The sequence below is a fragment of the Frankia nepalensis genome (assembly GCF_016786325.1).
In the GTDB taxonomy this organism is placed as follows: domain Bacteria; phylum Actinomycetota; class Actinomycetes; order Frankiales; family Frankiaceae; genus Pseudofrankia; species Pseudofrankia nepalensis.
On record NZ_JADWYU010000113.1, the window covers coordinates 43177 to 57469 of the forward strand.

Consider the following 14293-nt stretch of genomic DNA (forward strand, 5'->3'; position numbering starts at 1 on the left):
GTCGACCGAGGGAGGGCGGATGGAACCGGCGCTCGGCTTGCGGCAGGTTTCGGGTACGAGGCCGCTGACGATGCTGGTGCACGGCCTGCGGGACGAAGGCGCCAGCTTCGACCCGGTGGCGCGGCTCCTGCCTGATCTCGAGATCGTCAGCTACGACCGCCGCGGCTGGGGTGCCGACCCGGACTGGGACGGGGTGCCGGCGGATCTCGACGGGCACGTCGACGACCTGCTCGCGGCTCTGGACGGCCGGACGGCGTCCGTCGTCGGGCACAGCTGGGGCGGCAACGTGGCGTTGGCCGCGGCGATCCGCCGGCCCGACCTGATCGAGTCCGTCGGAGTCTGGGAGACCGCCATGCCCTGGGCCGACTGGTGGCCGGCGGAGCACGCCGACCTGATCCGGCAGACCATCGCCCGATCCGCCCGGCAACGGCCGGGCAGCCCGCGCCAGGTCCGGGAACGGGCCCTGGCGGCGGCCGAGATGTCGCTGGCGCTGCGCCCGCCGTTCGACCCGGACCGGCTCATGGTGCCGTGCGTCGTGGGCTACGGGACGGCGTCGTACCCGTTCTTCGCCGACGGGATCCGGGCCTTCGGCGCGAAGGTCGGCGCCGAGGCCTTCGGCCTGGCCGGCGCCTCGCACATGGTGCACCGGGAGAACCCGGCCGGCTTCGCCTCGTTCGCCCGGCGGGTGGCGGACCTGCGGACCGCCTCCGGGGCGGCGCTCGGCCGCGGCGGGCTGTGACCCGCGGGGCCGTGACCCTGTGGGCGGTGACCCGCGTGGGCCGTGACCTGCCCCGGCTGTGACCTGTGAGGCAGCCCGCCGCCCCGATGCCGCTTCGTCGATAACTTGTCCTGTTGCACGGGGCCGCCGAGGGCGGCGGCCCACCGGCGTCGACCGCGAAGGTGGGCGATCCTCTCGTGAGTTCCGCCCAGCCTGCCGCCGTGCCCGCGACGGGCCGGCCCGTCTCCGACACGCGGGTGCGGGGGATCGTCGTCACGCTGGCCGGCGCCGGCGTCGTCATGACGATCATGGGCACGGTCGTCGTGCCACTGATCCCGACCCTGCCGGCGCTGCTGCACACCTCCTCGGCGGCGGACGCCTCCTGGGCGATCACCGCGACCCTGCTGGCCGCCGCCGTCGCCATGCCGGTGGCGGGCCGGCTCGGTGATCTCTACGGCAAGCGGCGGCTCCTCGTCGCGAGCACCTGCGTCATGGTCGTCGGCTCGGTGCTGTGCGCGCTGACCAGCTCGCTGGCCCCCGTCACCGCCGGGCGGGCGTTGCAGGGCGTGGGGCTCGCGGCGGTCCCGCTCGGGATCAGCATCATGCGTGACGTGCTGCCGCCGGCCCGGCTGCCGGCCGCGATCGCGGTCATGAGCTCGTCCTTCGGGGTCGGCGGCGCGCTCGGCCTGCCGATCTCGTCGCTGATCGCCCAGAGTGCCAGCTGGCACGCCCTGTTCTGGATGTGCGCCGGCGCCGGCGCGGTGTTCGCCGTCCTGGTGCGGATGGTGGTGCCGGAGTCGCCGGTGCGCGCGAGCGGGCGGTTCGACGTCGTCGGCGCGCTGGGCCTGACCGCGGGGCTGGTCGCGCTGCTACTGGTGATCACCAAGGGCACCGACTGGGGCTGGGGGAGCGCGACGACGCTGGCCCTGCTCGCCGCCGCCGTCATCGTCCTCGGCCTCTGGGGCATGTTCGAGGTCCGCGTGGCCGCCCCGCTCGTCGACCTGCGCGCGACCGTGCGCCGCCAGGTCCTGCTGACCAACCTGGCCGCGCTCGTCGTCGGCTTCGCGATGTACGCGATCGGCCTGATCGCGCCCCAGGTGCTGCAGCTACCGGCGGCGACCGGCTACGGCCTCGGCCAGTCGATGCTGGCCGCCGGCCTGTGGATGGCGCCGGGCGGGCTGGCGATGATGGCCATCGCGCCGCTGACCGCGCGGCTGACCGCCGCGCGCGGGCCGAAGGTCACGCTGCTGGTCGGCACGGCGGTGATAGCCGTCGCCTACGTCGCCGGCCTGGGGCTGGTCGGCTCGCCCGCCGGGGTGATGATCTTCGGGTTGCTGAACAGCTGCGGCGTCGCGTTCGCCTACGCCTCCATGCCGGCGCTCATCATGGGCGCCGTGCCGCCCTCGCAGAGCGCGGCGGCCAACGCGCTCAACAGCCTGGCGCGCTCGGTCGGCATGTCCACGGCGAGCGCCGTCATCGCGGTCATCCTCGCGCACCTGACGGTCTCCCTCGGCCCCGTCGACGTGCCTTCGCTGACCGGCGTCCGGGTGAGCCTGATCCTCGGCGCCGCCGTCTCGATCGGCGCCGGCCTGATCGCGCTCGCGCTCCCCGACCATCCTCGCCCCGCCGCGGTGAGCGCCGTCGAACCGCTCGCCGCCGGCGACCCCGAACCCTCCGCCGCCCCGGCCAGCTGACGCCGGCGCGCGGCGCGCCCACCCGCGAGCAGGTGTGAGGAGCCGGTGACCCGGCCGGCGACGCCCCGGGCCGCGCGTTGCCCGCGCGGCCCGGACGAGAACCGACGGCTTCGTCGATGGCGGCGCTGACGCCCGATCTGCCTGCCATGCTTGTGAATACGCGTCTCGCCGGGCTACGGGAGACTCTCTCGATCCGCGGTCCCGGTCGTCAGCTGGCGCCGCGCGGCCGGACGCTGGCGGCCAGATCCCCGTGCAGGTCCGCCAGCAGCCGGACGAATTCGTCCGGGGCGTCGAGGACCAGGTGATGGTGGGCGTCGGGCAGCGTGACGAAGGTCGACCCGGCCGGCAGCGCGGAGCGCGCGTACGCGGCGACCTCGTCAGTGACGACGAGGCTGCGCCCGGCGCGCACGTACCACGCCGGTATCCGCAGCCGCGCGAGGCTGTCCACCACCCGGTCGTTGTCGATCGGCGGAAGCCCGGCCTGGTCGAACTTCCAGGTCCAGCCGCCCTCGGCACCCGTGCTCGGGCGCACGGCGTACTCGGCGACCGGGCGGACCAGCTCGGCCGACGGTTCCGGCTGCGGCGGCCGCAGCCGGAACCGCGCGGCGGCGACCGCCCGCGACTCGTAGACGATCTCGCGCCCGGCCGGGAGCGACGCCACCCGCGGCGGCGGCGAGCCGGCCGGCCGGAGCATCGAGTCGAGCAGGACCACCCCGCCGAACCGGTCCGGGTGGCTGGCCCCGGCGACCGCCGCGATCCGGCCGCCCATGCTGTGGCCGACCAGCAGCGCGTGCCGGGACCCGGCCGCGTCGAGCACCGCGATCAGTTCGGCGGTCCACGTGTCCACGCCGTAGTGGTCTCGGTGCCCGCTGTCGCCGTGGCCGCTGATGTCCAGCCTGATCACCCGCCAGCGCTTCTCCAGCGCCGGCAGCACCCGGTACCACCACCCGTGATGCGCGCGGTAGCCGTGCACGAGCAGCAGGTCGCGGCTGCCCGACCCGGACACGGCGTAACGGATCGGCACCCCGTCCACCAGAACCTCGTGCGGCAGCGCGAACTCGGACGCCGGCGGCTCTGCCTGCGCTGGCGACTCTGCCTGCGCCGGCGGCCCTGCCTGCGCTGGTACCGCCGTCCCACCGGTCACGCCGGCCTCGACCGGGCTCATCCCGCCTCCGACCCGTTCATCTCGTGCGGCAGCCAGATCCAGTGCCGGCCCCGCCAAGGTTTCGTCCTGTCTCGGCGCCGGACATGATCGCCGTTTCTGCCCTCTGGAGGTTGTGATCTGGCCCTGTCCACGACCCCTGGAGGGCACTACCGGCGATCATGTGTAGCAGGCCAACGTTGGCAGCCGTGGCATGAGCCGATTCTTGACCCGTCCGGGCAGCCCGTGCGCACAGATGTGGCCAGCGCGGCAGTCCGCCGGGCGGCTCTGCCTGGCGGACAGCGGGTTGGCGCACGGCGCGGACGGCCCGCGTGGCGGGGCCCGGGCGCGGTGGGGTCGCGTTCCCCGGGAGCGGCGCGTGCCCGGTGGCGTCGATGGCCGGCGGGTGGACGACGCGCCCAGCAAGAGCATCAGGCGGGCCTCAATGATCGTCCCAGGATCGCGGACCGCGGCTTCTGGCGCGGTGATTACTTATCCTTCTCGTCGGCTGGCGGGCCGGCGGCCGCGGCGGGCCGGCATCGCGGCCCACGCGGGGCGCGGCGGGCGGCCTGGCCGTGGCGAGGACTCCCGGCGACGGGCGTCAGGTCCCGTGGCCATACATATCCATGCCCAGGCCCATGACGGGCCGGGCTGATCCAGAGGAGCCGGGACGCATGGGACGCTTCGACGGGCGGGTTGTCCTGATCACGGGCGGGGCTCGCGGGCAGGGGCGGTCCCACGCCTTACGGTTCGCGTCCGAGGGCGCGGACGTGGCGGTCCTGGACGCGCCCGCGCAGCCAGCGTCGGTCGTGTACCCGGTGGGCACCGAGGAGGAGCTCGCCCAGACGGCCAAGGCCGTGGAGGAGCTCGGCCGGCGCTGCGTCGCGATCAGCGCGGACGTGCGGGAGCCGGCCGCGCTCGCCGGCGCGGTCGAGACGACCGTCGGCGAGCTGGGCCGGCTCGACTTCTGCCTGGCCAACGCGGGGGTGCTCAGCCATGGGCGGATCGCCGAGATGGATGACCAGACCTGGCGCGACGTCATCGACGTCAACCTCACCGGCGTCTTCAACACCCTGCGCGCCGTGCTGCCCGGGATGATCGAGCAGGGGTTCGGCCGGATCGTCGCGACCGCGTCGCTCGCCGGCCGGTCCGGGTTCCCGTATCTGGGGCACTACTCGGCGGCGAAGTGGGGGGTCATCGGCCTGGTGAAGACGGTCGCGCTCGAGGTCGCGACGATGGGAATCACCGTGAACGCGGTGCTCCCGACCTCGGTCGACACCCCGATGATCACGAGCCCGGAGATCCTGCGGCAGATGATCCCGGGCGTGGAGGACCCAGGGCGCGAGCATGCCGCCGCGGCCTTCGGCGGCATGAACGCAATCCCCGTGCCGTGGGTCGAGCCGGCCGACGTGTCCGGCGCGATGGCCTTCCTGTGCTCGGACGACGCCCGGTACATCACGGGGGAGACCCTGACGGTGACCGCGGGCGCGATAGCCCGCAACTCCGCCTGACCCTCCCGCTTGCTGGCGGTGGTCCGGGCGAGCCGTCCTGGCCGGCCGGGTCAGCCCACCCAGACGGACTTCTGGTTGCAGAACTCCCGGATTCCGACAGCGCCGAGCTCGCGGCCGTAGCCGGATCGCCTGACGCCGCCGAAGGGGAGTTCCGGGTAGGAGGTGGTCATGCCGTTGATGAAGACGGCACCGGCGACGAGCTCGTTCGCGAACCGCTCCTGCTCGGCCGGGTCGGTGGTCCAGGCGTTCGAGCCGAGCCCGAAGGAGGTGGCGTTGGCGATCTCGAGGGCCGCGTCGAGGTCCGGCACCCGGTAGAGGGTGGCGAGCGGGCCGAACGCCTCCTCCAGGTGCAGCCGCATGGCCGGGGTGACGTCGGCGACGACGGTCGGGGGGAAGAACCAGCCAGGGCCGGCTGGCGACTTCCCGCCGCAGAGCACGGTCGCGCCCTGGGCGACGGCGTCGGCCAGCAGTTCCTCCAGGTCGACGCGGCCCTGCTCGGTCGCTATCGGTCCGATGTCGGTGCCCTCGACCATGGGGTCGCCGACCGTGAGCGCCGCCATCTTCTCGGTGAACAGCCGGGAGAACTCGGCGTAGACGGCGTCGTGAACGATGAACCGCTTGGCTGCGATGCAGGACTGGCCGTTGTTCTGGCACCGGGCCGTCACGGCGACCGTGGCGGCCCGGTCCAGGTCGGCCGACGGCATGACGACGAAGGGATCGCTGCCACCGAGTTCGAGCACCGTCTTCTTGATCTCATCGCCACAGATCGACGCGACCGACTGGCCGGCGGGCTCGCTGCCGGTGACCGCGGCGGCGGCGACCCGCGGGTCGCGCAGCACCGCCTCGACCTGGCGCGCGCCGATCAGCAGGGTCTGGAAGGCGCCGGGTGGGAAGCCGGCCCTGGCGAACAGGTCCCCCAGGTAGAGCGCGCACTGGGGAACGTTGGACGCGTGCTTGAGCAGGCCCACGTTGCCGGCCATCAGCGCGGGCGCGGCGAACCGGGTGACCTGCCACAGCGGGAAGTTCCACGGCATCACGGCGAGCACCACGCCGAGTGGCTGGTAGCGGGCGAACGCCCGGCTCGCGCCGACGGCCGACGGGTCGTCGAGCGGCTCGTCGGCGAGGAACGTCTCGGCGTGCTCGGCGTAGAAGCGCATGGCCTTGGCGCATTTCGCGGCCTCTGCCTTCGCGGAGGCGAGCGTCTTGCCCATCTCGGTCGTCATCGTGACGGCGATGTCGTGCCGTTCGGCGTCGAGCAGGTCCGCCGCCGCGCGCAGCAGGCCGGCGCGTTCGGCGAACGTCGTGCGCCGGTAGCTCGCGAACGTCGTCGCCGCCAGGGCGAGCTTGGCCTCGATCTCGCCGGCGTCGAGGGGGTCGAAGGTCTTCAGGACGGCGCCGGTCGCGGGGTTGATGCTTTGGATCGCCATGCCGCTCACTCCTCGAAGGCCCGGGTGGGGCTCCACCGCTCGGCGCTGGTCCAGACAGGATTGACGTTCAGGCGGCGCCGGCGTTTTCGACCGGACCAGTCCGGGGCTAATGCCCATCGTGGAACGTCGCGCGGGCCGCGGCCACCGCGCGGCCTCTGCCGGGCCTCGCGGCGAGCGGAGCCTCGCCGGCGGGCTGCTCGGCCGACGGCGAGACGCCCGCGAACCGCTTGGCGCCCGGCTGCTCGGCCCGTGCGCCGGCGCTGTGGAGCACCCGCTGGTACAGCGGCCGGTCCACGACGCCACCCACCTGAGTCGTCCGCCTCCTGAGTCGCGTTTCCGGTCGAAGGTAGCATCATGAGTGAGCGCTCGCTACCAGAGAGGCCTGCCCTCGGTCCGGTTCCCTCCGGGCCCGGCCGGCCGGGCGTCGCCCTGGCCGGCGGGGAAGGTTGGGCGGGCGGACGCGAGCCGCCCCGACCGACCGATATATCTAAACTTTTTAGAACTTCCCGGCTAGAGTCGGGCGCCATGAGGATTGATGGCGGACTGCCGTCCGTGCTCGCGCGGGTGCCGGCGGCGGCGGGCGCGCTGGAGCGGCAGGGCTACGACGGCGCGTGGTGCGGCGAGCTGAACCACGACCCCTTCCTGCCGCTCGTGCTCGCCGCCGAGCACACCTCGCGCCTCGAGATCGGGACCTGCATCGCGGTGGCGTTCGCCCGCAACCCGATGTCCGTCGCCCAGCTCGGCTGGGACCTGCAGACGTATTCCGGGGGCAGGTTCGTGCTCGGTCTCGGCTCGCAGGTGCGCCCGCACATCGAGAAGCGGTTCAGTATGCCGTGGGGACAGCCGGTCGGCCGGATGCGGGAGTTCATCGTTGCCCTGCGGGCGATCTGGTCGTCGTGGCGGGACGGGACCCCGTTGCGCTTCGAAGGCGAGTTCTACACGCACAAGCTGATGACGCCGGCCTTCGTCCCGGAACCGCATCCCCACGGCGACCCGAGGATCTTCGTGGCGGCGGTGGGCGCCACGATGACCCGGATGTGCGGCGAGGTGGCGGACGGCGTGCACACCCATGCCTTCACGACCCGCCGCTACCTCCAGGAGGCGACCCTGCCGGCGCTGGCCGACGGTCTCGCGCGCGCCGGCCGTGACCGCGGCGACGTCCAGCTCTGCTGCCCGGCCTTCGTGGCCACCGGCCGGGGGGACGCCGAGGTCGAGGCCGCCGCCGACGCGATGCGCCAGCGGATCGCGTTCTACGGGTCGACCCCGGCCTACCGGGCGGTGCTCGACCTGCACGGGTGGGGTGAGCTGCAGCCCGAGCTGCGCGCCCTGTCTCTGCGGGGGGAATGGGCGGCGATGGGCAAGCTGATCGACGACGAGATCCTCGACGCGTTCGTCGTCGTCGCGCCGCTGGACACGCTCGCCGACCGGGTCCGGGACCGCTTCGAGGGCGTGGTCGACCGGCTCATGCTGAGCCTTCCAGCGGAGACGCCCGCCGAGACGGTCGGGGAGGTGCTGGAAGCGGTGCGTGGGCACGGTGCCGCCCGCCCGGGTTAGGGGCGGGCTCGAGCGCGAGCCGGCGGGCCAGCTTCAGAGGGGCGGGCCAGCTTCAGAGGGGCGGGCCAGCTTCAGAGGGGCGGGCCGGGTTCAGGTGGGTGGGAGCACGTCGAGGCGGTCGAACCTCGGGTCGCGGCGCTCCAGGAACGACACCGCCCCCTCGATGGGGTCGGCGCGGGTGAGGGCGTCGCGCATGAGGGCGTCCGTCTGGTCGACGGCGTCCCCGAGCGCCCGCTGAAGGTGCTGGTAGACGAGCTGTTTCGACACCATCATCGAGTGCGGTGACGCGACCCGGGCCAGCTCGGCGATGTACGCGCGGCACTCGTCGAGCAGGCGGTCCGGCGGGACGACCCGTTGGGCGAGCCCGATGGCCAGCGCCTCCTGGGCGGGGACGGCCCGGGACGACCACAGCAGGTCGAGGGCGTGGGCCGGCCCGACGAGCCGGGGGAGCAGCCAGCTGACGCCCTGCTCCGCGATCAGGCCGCGGCGGGAGTACACCGTCGTGAAGCGGGCGGTGTCGGCGGCGAACCGCAGGTCGCAGGCCGCGGCGAGCAGGAACGCCCCGCCGGCGCACACGCCGTTCACGGCGGCGATCACCGGCTTGCGGATCGCCAGCGGCCAGGTGAGCATCCGCTGCATGTCGGCCATGGCCGGGGAGCCGGGGAAGGGGCCACCGAAGCCGTCGTCAGCCGGCTTCGCGGCGCCGTCCCCGCTGACCTGGGCGTGCAGCACGGCGACGTCGAGGCCGGCGGAGAAGGCCCGGTCACCCGCGCCCGTGAGCACGATTCCGACCACCCGCTGGTCGCGTTCCGCGAGCGAGAACGCCTCTCGAAGCTCGCGCAGCGTCTGCCCCCGGAAGGCGTTCATGCTTGCGGGCCGGTCGATCGTGACGACCGCGACCGGGTCGTCGATGTCGAGCCGGACGTCCTCGAACGCGCGAGCCTCCGCCATGTCGACTGCCCGGCCTCCCTGCTCGTGCGCGCCGCGGGCGCGCCGTACCGCGTTCCGGTCCTCCTGAAGTATCTATATGAATCTAGCCTCCCGCCGGCGCCCTGGCGCGGGCGCCGGCGCATGCCGGCCCGGAGCGGGTCTCCGCGGCGTCGTCCTGGGTCCGGCGGACCGAGTCGCCGGGTTCTGCCGCCGCTGCACGGATGCTCGCCGCTCCCCGGTCTGGTGGCCGGGGAGCGGCGAGTTCGTGGCACCGACGGGTCAGCCGGTGGCCCGCCCTGGCCGGCGCGAGGCGTGGCTCACGTAAGCGGCTCAGCGCAGCGCGTAGCCGGCCTCGAAGCCGGCGGCGATGGCGGCGATGTGGTTCAGGCCGCTGACCTGGACCGGGGTCAGGCGGTTGACGGTGGTGCCGTCGCCGAGCTGGCCGGCGTAGTTGGCGCCCCAGGCCCAGACGGTGCCGTCGCGGCGCAGCGCGTACGCGTTCTCGAAGCCGGCGGCGAGGGCGGTGACCCGGTTCAGGCCGCTGACCTGGACGGGGGTCAGGCGGGTGGTGGTGGTGCCGTCGCCGAGCTCGCCGAGGTCGTTGGTGCCCCAGGACCAGACGGTGCCGTCGCGGCGTACCGCGTACCCGCTGACGAAGCCGGCGGCGATGGCGGTGACCTGGCTCAGGCCGCTGACCTGGACGGGGGCCGAGCTGTTGTCGGTGGTGCCGTCGCCGAGCCCGCCGAAGAAGTTGTCACCCCAGGCCCAGACGGTGCCGTCGCGGCGCAGCGCGTACCCGCTGCCGCCACGGCCGGCGATCGCGGTGACCCGGGTCAGGCCGCTGACCTGGACAGGGGTCAGGCTGTTGGTCGTGGTGCCGTCGCCGAGCTGCCCCTGGAAGTTGCCGCCCCACGCCCAGACCGTGCCGTCGCGGCGCAGGGCATACGCGCCGTAGCTGTGGACGGCGACGGCCGTGACGCGGTCCAGGCCGGTGACCTGGACCGGGATGAGGCTGGTGGTGGTGGTGCCGTCGCCGAGCTGGCCGGTGGAGTTGTTGCCCCAGGCCCAGACGGTGCCGTCGCGGCGTACCGCGTACCCACTGCTGCCGCCGCCGGCGATGGCGGTGACCCGGTTCAGGCCGCTGACCTGGACCGGGGTCAGGCGGTCGGAGGTGGTGCCGTCGCCGAGCTGGCCGACGTTGTTGGTGCCCCAGGCCCAGACGGTGCCGTCGCGGCGCAGCGCGTACCCGCCACCGCCGCCGCCGGCGATCGCGGTGACCCGGTCGAGGCCGGTGACCGGCACCGGGGCGAGGCGGTTGGTGGTGGTGCCGTCGCCGAGCTGGCCGCCGGAGTTGGCGCCCCAGGCCTGTACCGTTCCGGGCTTGAGCGACCCGTGCTGGCCGGAATGCCCCGAGGACGCGGGCATGGCCTTGTCCACGGTGGGGGCCGCCGACCCGTTCGCGGTGGCTGTCGCCGCCGCGGGCAGGACCAACACCCCGGCGGTGGCCAACGCCGCCGAGCACACCCCTATCCGCCATCGTCGCTGAGACATGCCTGTTCCTCCTGGTCTGGTGGACTGGCCACCTTCCCTGTCACTACTCGGAGTGAGGAGGATATTTCGCAGAGCATTCGCGATGGATGGATGTGCTGGCTGAAAGCGCCCGTGTTGCCGCCATGCGCAATCAGTCAGCCGATGGCGGGCGCGGTGTCGCCCTGACCGGTGTCGCCGTGACCGGCGACGAGCTGGTGGACGAGGCGCATCTTGTCCAGCGCGGGGGGCGGGAGGACGAACGGATAGAGGTCCGGGTGCCCCATGGACCTGTTGATCATGTTGAGTGACCAGGCCAGTGGCAGCCACAGTTCGACGATGCGTCGGAAGCCGGCCTCGCCGGCGAGCGGAGTCGCCAGGGTGGCGCCGGCGGGAGCGAAGCCGAACGCGGCGGCGGTGTCGAGAGTGTCGCGAATATGAAGGTAGTGCGCGAAGGTCTCGGCCCAGTCCTCGGCCGGGTGCATGGTGGCGTAGGCGGAGACGTAGGTCTCCTGCCAGCCGCGGGGCGGTCCCTCCTGGTAATGCCTGTCCAGGGCGGCCTGGTAGTCGGCGTCGGGGTCACCGAACAGCGTGTGGAACCGTGCCCGGGCGTCCCCGCTTTCAGTGAGGACGGTGAAGTAGTAATGGCCGATCTCGTGCCGGAAATGGCCCAGCAGGGTGCGGTAGGGCTCGGCCATCGACACCCGCAACTGCTCGCGGTGCACATCGTCGCCTTCCGCCAGATCCAGGGTGATCACCCCGTCGGCGTGGCCGGTGACGACCCGCTCCTGGCTGCTGGACAGCAGGTCGAAGCACAGGCCGGTCGCGGGGTTGACGTCGCGCCCGCGAACCGGCAGGCCCAGCTCGATCAGCTCGAACACCAGCCGCCGTTTGGCCGCCTCGGCCTCGGCGAAGGCCGGCAGCGCGTCCAGGTCGGTGTCCGCGGGCCGGGTGCGCGTGAGCGCGCACGACCCGCACAGTCCGGAAGGGCTCCCAGCCGGCGCGAGCCAGTTACAGGCGGCCACGTCGAGGTTCGCGCACCTGGACGTTTCAGCGCCCGCGGCACGGATGCCCTCGGCGGTCAGGACGGCGAACGAGCGCGCGTCGGGGTCGAAGCCGATGCTGCTGTGGCAGCCCAGGCAACGCGAGTTCTCGAACGTCAGCCGCTGCCCGCACCTCGGGCAGGCGAAGTCACGCATCGCCGCATTCCCCTGTCCGCTGTCTCCGTGTCCGCTGTTCCCGAGCGCCGCGGAGGACGGTCACACCAGTATACTGATCATGGTGGGGCGGCCTTCGTCGTGCGCGGGCGCCGGGACCCCAATGTGGCCGGTGACCTGGGCGTATCCGTCCTGGCAGGGCCCCTGTCGGGCTTGCTGGCATGGTCTGGTCCCTGCTCCACGGTGCGGACATCTGGGCCGATGGCGCTCCGAACGGGGTGAAGCCCGCGAACGGCCACAATGGCCATGCCCCTGTCCTGTCGCGGGAAACCGGGCCTGACACAGCTGGAACCGATGGTGAATCGGCGCCGTCGAAACCGCCATGACGACGAAGCTCATACGCATCGCGACGAGCGTGGCGGCCGCGGGCCTGGCGCTTGCCCTCACCGCCTGCGGCGACGACATCGTCGGCGCCGCCGAAGCCTCCGGGCCCGGCTCCACCGCGGCGCCGGCCGGCAACGCGACCGCCGAGCCCGGGTCGTACCCGGAGTTCCCCGAGCCGGACTACACCTACGAGCTCGAGTTGATGTGCTTCTGCCCGCTGACCGGCCCGGTGAAGGTGACGGTCGAGGGCGGGCGGGTCGTCAGCGCCGTGACCACACAGGACGCGCCCGGCACGCCCGCGGGCAGTGCCGCGCCATCCTTCACGCGCAAGACCATCAACGATCTCATCGCGATCGCCAACGACCCCGAGGTCGACGAGGTGTCCGTCGACTGGCCGGAGAGCGCCGCCTACCCGACGAGGATCGTCACCGACCCGATCAGGAACGCCATCGACGACGAGGTCACCTACGTCGTCTCGGACGTCACCGTCCACTGACGCTCGTTGCGCCAGGTGACCAGGATGACCAGGAACACCAATCCGACGAAGGCCGCCGCCACGGTGAAGGCGCTCGCCATGCCGCGCGTCAGCGCGTGGTCGGCCAGTTCCGCCCGGCCGAGCCCGGCCGGCGGGTGCTCGGCGGCGTCGCGGCTGGCCGCGCCGTAGACGGTGACCAGCACGGCGAGGCCGAGTGAGGCGCCGATCTGCTGGGTCGCGACCATCATGCTGGAGGCGGCGCCGGACTCGCGCGCGCCGACGCCGGCCACCGCGGCCAGGCTGAGCGGCACCATCAGCATTCCGAGGCCGAGGCCGAACAGCAGCATCGGGCCGAGGACCCCGCGGGCGTAGCCGGTGGTCGCCGAGAGTTGGCTCAGCCAGACCATCCCGCCGGTGCACAGCGCGGCACCGAGCAGCATCAGCGGCTTCGGGCCAAGCCGGGGCAGCAGCCTCGACGTCCGCTGCGCCGAGACCAGGATGCCGACCGACAACGGCAGGAAGGCGAAGCCCGCCCGCAGCGCGCTGAAGTCACGCACCTCCTGCAGGAACTGGGTCGTGAAGAAGAACATGCTGATCATGCTGCCGACGATCAGCAGCAACAGCGCGTAGGCGCGGGCCCGGGAGAGGTCGGCGACCAGGCCCAGCGGGACGACCGGCTGGCTCGCCCGGCGCTCGGTGACGACGAACGACGCCAGCACAGCGGCCGAGATCACGAACGAGGCCAGTGCCAGGGTGTCCCCCCAGCCGTCGGCGGACGCCCGGATGAAGCCGTACACCAGCGTGGACAGGCCCACCGTCGCGGTCACCGCGCCGGTGGCGTCGAACCGCCCGGGGTTGCGCGGCGGGCCGCTGATGAAGCGGGGCGCCAGGATGGCGATCCCGACCGCGATCGGCACGTTGATGAACATCACCCAGCGCCACGACACCCAGGTCGTGAGCATCCCGCCGAGGATCAGGCCGATCGATCCGCCGACGCCGTTCGCGGCGGCCCACGCGGCGAGCGCCTTCGTCCGCCCCGGCCCTTCGGCGAAGGCCGCCGTCAGCAGCGCGAGCGCGTTCGGCGACGCGGCGGCGGCGCCGAGGCCCTGGCCGACCCGGGAGGCGACCAGCATCCACGACTCGGTCGCGAGCCCGCCGGCCAGCGAGGCGAGGCAGAACAGCAGGACACCGATCTGGAAGACCCGCCGTCGGCCGAGGATGTCACCGGCCCGGCCGCCCAGCAGCAGGAACCCGCCGAAGGAGATCGTGTACGCGTTCAGCACCCAGGCCAGGTCGGTGGGCGAGAAGTCCAACGCTCTTTGGATGTCCGGAAGCGCGACGTTCACGATCGTGGCGTCGAGGACGAGCATCAGCTGGCAGGCGACGATGACGATCAGGGTCATGGTGCCTCGCCGCGTGGCTGGCGGCGAGCCGGCGCCGTCCACCCCCTGGCGGGCCCTCGCTGTCGTCGACACCGCTGCCTCCTTGATGGGCCAGTTAAGGTCCGATCTCGTATCTTGTGCGGGATGCTAGCAGCGCGAGCGAGGCTTTGGATACGGGGTAGTACCTTAAGGTCGCGCGTACGATCAGGGGCATGTCGCGAAGGCGGAGGTCCCGGCCGCGGCGATTCGCCCCGCGGTACGCCGCGGCCCGGTGTGGGGCGGCGGACCGGTGACCACGGCTGGCTCGGCCACCGCGGGCTCGGCCACCGCGGGCTCGGCCACCGCGGGCTCGGCCACCGCGGGCTCGGCCACCGCGGGCTCGGCCACCGCGGG

The 14293-nt window shown here is 73.1% G+C and carries 13 protein-coding genes; 5 read left to right on the forward strand and 8 right to left on the reverse strand.

Going from position 1 to position 14293, the window contains the following annotated elements:
• Positions 1 to 19: 19 nt before the first annotated feature.
• The gene (locus tag I6A81_RS14255; protein ID WP_203003736.1) at positions 20 to 739 is read left to right on the forward strand and encodes an alpha/beta fold hydrolase; all 720 of its coding nucleotides are present in this window, start codon (positions 20 to 22) and stop codon (positions 737 to 739) included.
• A 176-nt stretch (positions 740 to 915) separates the two neighbouring features.
• On the forward strand, positions 916 to 2412 hold the full coding sequence (locus I6A81_RS14260) for an MFS transporter (protein WP_307874658.1): 1497 nt from the start codon (positions 916 to 918) through the stop codon (positions 2410 to 2412).
• 208 nt (positions 2413 to 2620) lie between these two features.
• On the opposite strand, the gene I6A81_RS14265 is transcribed toward I6A81_RS14260, so the two are convergent.
• Complete coding sequence (locus tag I6A81_RS14265) at positions 2621 to 3577, reverse strand: alpha/beta fold hydrolase (RefSeq protein ID WP_203003737.1); 957 nt, start codon at positions 3575 to 3577, stop codon at positions 2621 to 2623.
• Positions 3578 to 4227: 650 nt separating this feature from the next.
• On the opposite strand from I6A81_RS14265, the gene I6A81_RS14270 reads away from it, so the two are divergent.
• Positions 4228 to 5064 (forward strand): mycofactocin-coupled SDR family oxidoreductase, encoded by an 837-nt coding sequence (locus I6A81_RS14270; RefSeq protein ID WP_203003738.1) that lies wholly within the window; start codon positions 4228 to 4230, stop codon positions 5062 to 5064.
• Positions 5065 to 5114: 50 nt separating this feature from the next.
• Here the strand turns inward: I6A81_RS14270 and I6A81_RS14275 are convergent, their stop codons facing one another.
• On the reverse strand, positions 5115 to 6491 hold the full coding sequence (locus I6A81_RS14275; RefSeq protein WP_203003739.1) for an NADP-dependent succinic semialdehyde dehydrogenase: 1377 nt from the start codon (positions 6489 to 6491) through the stop codon (positions 5115 to 5117).
• A gap of 106 nt (positions 6492 to 6597) precedes the next feature.
• Positions 6598 to 6798: a hypothetical protein gene (locus I6A81_RS14280; RefSeq protein WP_203003740.1), complete on the reverse strand. Its 201-nt coding sequence runs from the start codon at positions 6796 to 6798 to the stop codon at positions 6598 to 6600.
• A gap of 218 nt (positions 6799 to 7016) precedes the next feature.
• Between I6A81_RS14280 and I6A81_RS14285 the strand changes: the two genes are divergently transcribed.
• Positions 7017 to 8045, forward strand: a complete 1029-nt coding sequence (locus I6A81_RS14285) for an LLM class F420-dependent oxidoreductase (RefSeq protein WP_203003741.1) — start codon at positions 7017 to 7019, stop codon at positions 8043 to 8045.
• A gap of 90 nt (positions 8046 to 8135) precedes the next feature.
• On the opposite strand, the gene I6A81_RS14290 is transcribed toward I6A81_RS14285, so the two are convergent.
• The 3 genes from I6A81_RS14290 to I6A81_RS14300 form a co-directional block, all read right to left on the reverse strand.
• On the reverse strand, positions 8136 to 8996 hold the full coding sequence (locus tag I6A81_RS14290; RefSeq protein ID WP_203003742.1) for an enoyl-CoA hydratase-related protein: 861 nt from the start codon (positions 8994 to 8996) through the stop codon (positions 8136 to 8138).
• A 309-nt stretch (positions 8997 to 9305) separates the two neighbouring features.
• Positions 9306 to 10526 carry an RCC1 domain-containing protein gene (locus I6A81_RS14295; protein ID WP_203003743.1) on the reverse strand — a complete coding sequence of 407 codons (1221 nt, stop codon included), beginning with the start codon at positions 10524 to 10526 and terminating at the stop codon, positions 9306 to 9308.
• 134 nt (positions 10527 to 10660) lie between these two features.
• Complete coding sequence (locus I6A81_RS14300; RefSeq protein WP_203003744.1) at positions 10661 to 11701, reverse strand: zinc-binding metallopeptidase family protein; 1041 nt, start codon at positions 11699 to 11701, stop codon at positions 10661 to 10663.
• A gap of 340 nt (positions 11702 to 12041) precedes the next feature.
• On the opposite strand from I6A81_RS14300, the gene I6A81_RS14305 reads away from it, so the two are divergent.
• The gene (locus I6A81_RS14305; protein ID WP_203003745.1) at positions 12042 to 12539 is read left to right on the forward strand and encodes a DUF6174 domain-containing protein; all 498 of its coding nucleotides are present in this window, start codon (positions 12042 to 12044) and stop codon (positions 12537 to 12539) included.
• On the opposite strand, the gene I6A81_RS14310 is transcribed toward I6A81_RS14305, so the two are convergent.
• Positions 12509 to 13993 carry an MFS transporter gene (locus I6A81_RS14310; RefSeq protein WP_307874659.1) on the reverse strand — a complete coding sequence of 495 codons (1485 nt, stop codon included), beginning with the start codon at positions 13991 to 13993 and terminating at the stop codon, positions 12509 to 12511. The genes I6A81_RS14305 and I6A81_RS14310 overlap by 31 nt on opposite strands.
• Positions 13994 to 14104: 111 nt before the next feature.
• On the reverse strand, positions 14105 to 14293 hold a 189-nt coding region (locus I6A81_RS43360; RefSeq protein ID WP_238429333.1), incomplete at its 5' end, for a hypothetical protein.